The organism is Vibrio sp. V09_P4A23P171, from assembly GCF_963875615.1.
Taxonomy (GTDB): domain Bacteria; phylum Pseudomonadota; class Gammaproteobacteria; order Enterobacterales; family Vibrionaceae; genus Vibrio; species Vibrio anguillarum.
Genome location: NZ_CAWNMR010000057.1, coordinates 1 through 3,203 on the forward strand (window position 1 = coordinate 1; position 3,203 = coordinate 3,203).

The 3,203-nt window shown below is 42.8% G+C and carries 3 protein-coding genes; 1 reads left to right on the plus strand and 2 read right to left on the minus strand.

Features of this window, described 5'->3' with window-relative positions:
• On the minus strand, positions 1-182 hold a 182-nt coding region (locus AACT23_RS14955; protein WP_141195547.1), incomplete at its 3' end, for a helix-turn-helix domain-containing protein.
• Positions 183-497: 315 nt separating this feature from the next.
• Between AACT23_RS14955 and AACT23_RS14960 the strand changes: the two genes are divergently transcribed.
• Positions 498-1,469, plus strand: coding sequence for an immunity 49 family protein (locus tag AACT23_RS14960; protein WP_094127986.1), 972 nt, complete (start codon positions 498-500; stop codon positions 1,467-1,469).
• Positions 1,470-2,209: 740 nt separating this feature from the next.
• Here AACT23_RS14960 and AACT23_RS14965 read toward each other — a convergent pair.
• The gene (locus tag AACT23_RS14965; RefSeq protein WP_031813926.1) at positions 2,210-2,542 is read right to left on the minus strand and encodes a PBPRA1643 family SWIM/SEC-C metal-binding motif protein; all 333 of its coding nucleotides are present in this window, start codon (positions 2,540-2,542) and stop codon (positions 2,210-2,212) included.
• Positions 2,543-3,203 lie beyond the last annotated feature (661 nt).

Here is a 3,203-nt window from a genome sequence, read left to right on the forward strand (position 1 = left end):
CTCCACGCCTGATAGGAGTACCTTTTAAAGTGTCTGTTGTATCGGGAATTGCGTTCAATTTCTCGATAGATAGTCGCTTTGTGACGACCCAGTTGTTTAGCTATTTTAGCGGTACTAATTCCTTGCTTTCTGAGTGCAGAAATCATATACCTTTCGTTCTCAGTGAGGTGCGTGTATTTCATGTTTTTTACTTCTTGGCGGGAGCAAAGTTCATGATTATCGCATCTCACTGTTTTTATGTTCAGAGGTGTCGCACTTCGTAGTTGAATCCAAGCCGCTTAACAATCTGTTTAAGAGTGATTCGCAACGCTTGGCATTTTTGCTATGCGTTGCGTTTAGTGTTTAAGGTGGTATGCGGAAGCCTCGGTATTGTGTTGCTCACACCTTAACAGGGCGTTAGGCGATAGTAGACACCAACAGGTATTGATTGTGATAATGCGTGCCTTTGTTATCAATCTCTAAATTTATATTTGGCTCATAATCAAAGGTTACAATCGATGCGTACTCCATTCCGTTTTATCTTATCCTTACTTGGGCGAGCCAATTCTCATGAAGCGACAGAGCTCATTACTGGGGCAGACGAAACAAAGGTTGTTTCCAATGAACGCGTGATGAAAAGAGCGCTGAAGACTCATATTAAAAATTTGGAAGGTGAGCAGCGTGTTTATGATGCGACCTTAGAGAGTTTTATTAAAACCAATCAGTTTTCATTGAGCATTGCGGAAAAAAACTGTTTTGGATTTGAAACTGGGTATCGAGACCTTTGCAAGCTATTTGCCATTGGTCACTATCTACCATCAGTCGCAGACTCTGAGGTAGTAGAGCATTTTTTCTCTGCTCAACAGTACGCCATATTATGGTTACGCCAGATGAATCAACCGAAAGGGGAGCTCATCCCCTTTCAATACCAAGGGGTAGATTTTGCAATTCCAGCCCAAGGAAGGAACGATAAGATTAGATCTTTCGCATGGCTTGACATGGTCTACCTTACTATTGTGACGGGACGCAATGAAGATTTAAATCTACTGATGGGGCTTTTATATAAGGAACAAATCGAGTTTAGTGGTCTGAATGCTCGTTATCATCTTGAGATAGTGCTGCATATGCTTGGCCTCCAAGCAAGCAGTGATATTATCGGCTTAATGGATGGTTTTGTTGCCCATATCCAGCGAGAAAATCAAACTCGGCAAGAGCGGAGAGTGAGCTCACATGGAATTAGAGTGACTTTAGGTTTTTTTGATGTGATGCAAGCTATACATCAACAAGACCAAGTGGCGTATAACCTATCCATGCATCGCGCTTTAGACATGCATAAAGAGTGGTGGACACGCGGTAAGGATTTTAAAACAGATCCGGATGGTTATATTTCATTACATCTCCTCACGGCAGCTAAATATGCGTATGAAAAGTATGGCTATACACTGGATGTGGAGTCAGATTACATACCCAGTTATCTCTACCAGAGATAGTTCATCTGCAAAATCGCCTAACAAACGCCTCAAGAGGGACTGTCAACGCGTGGCGTTTCCAGTCCTAATGAACCGCGGTGGTTACGGTTGTTGTGTTTGAGTTTAGTGGTTATGCGTTGCCAGCCCCTTAGGCGGGCGTTATGCAACTCAGGTAAATTTAGGGATTCAATCTTTTGGGATTTCTCCGGCCATTCGTTTCGAGCTGTCGGAAAATGAGCATTTTCGCCTTCAAATTTGTGACTAACTCAAACCGTAAAACAGGCAAATTTCTTTGTTTGCCTCAATGAAGTTTAGTGTTGGCGCGTTGTGAATTGAGCGGGCGCAAAGTGTCGAAAGAGCAAGCTAATCGAGCATTTCACACTTGCTGAATTTTTCGCCCGTTGAACTTGTTTGTTCCAAAAGCTTGGTTTGTTGTTGAAAGGTGGACTTTGTTTTGGCGGCTAATTTATCACGGCTCCTACTTGGGTTGATTCTTGAATCACTCAACCATTGCAATCGTGGCTTTTGATCGAGTAAAGTCAGTTTATCTTATTGAATTTGCATAACAAACGGCTCAAGAGGGATTGCCAACGCTTGGCGGCTTTAGTTCAAAATTGAAGTTTAGTGTTTACAGTGTGTTTTTTAAGTTCGGCAGTGCGTTGTCAACCCCTTAGCCGGGCGTTATACCGCTTTAACTTAGGAACAGAGTGCCTACATAGTAAAAACCGTCAGGAGACGGCTTTTAATGTAACAATCGAGGTTTAAGCACAGCACTTTTTGTATTTTTTGCCGCTTCCGCAAATGCACGGATCATTACGCTCTGGTGTTTTCTCGTAAGTGATGGTTTTGGGTTTATTTAATAGCGTATCAAGCTCAACTGTGTTCTCTGGTTGCTTTGAATCAATGACAATACGGGCCACGATAGAATGCTCAGAAAGCAATGTTTCGATCTCTGCTTTACGAGTTTCGGTTTGAACAACAACATGGATAGGAGCTTCTTCAGAGCCTGCTCTTACGTCACGTTTTACGTTGTAGCCCGAAATGACGTGGTTTTGTCTAGCGTCGATTCGGCCTTTGAAAAATAGTTTGGACATTTGCTACTCACTGCGGATAGGTATGGTGTAATTTGGCCGCGATTATACGGGACTATAGCAATTGATAAAGAAGTTCCTACAAAGTGCATGGGTTTGCGGTATAACAAACGCTTCAAGAGGGACAGCCAACGCGTGGCATTTTTACTATGCGTTGGTTTTGGTGATTACGATGTTATGCGGAAAGTTAGTAGTGGCGTTGGCTGCCCCTTAAGCGGGCGTTATGCAACTCAGGTAAATTTAAGGGTTCAATCTTTTGGGATTTCTCCGGCCATTCGTTTTGTGTTGTCGGCAAATGAGCATTTTTACCCTAAAATTCGTGGCTAACTCAAGCCGTAAAACAGGCAAGGTTCTTTGTTTGCCTCAATCAGTTTTAGCGTTGGCGTGTTGTAAATTAAGTGGGCGCAAAGTGTGGAAAGGGCAAGTTTATCGAGTATTTCGCATTTGCTGAAAGTCTTGCTTGTTGAGTTTGTCTCATTCAAAAGCTTGGTTTGTTGTTGAACGGTGGACTTTGTTTTGGCGGCTTATTTATCTCGGCTCCTACTTGGGTTGGTTCTTGAATCACTCAACGATTGCAATTGTGGCTTTTGAACGAGTAAAGTCAGTTTATCTTATTGAATTTGCATAACAAACGGCTCAAGAGGGATTGCCGACGCGTGGCGGC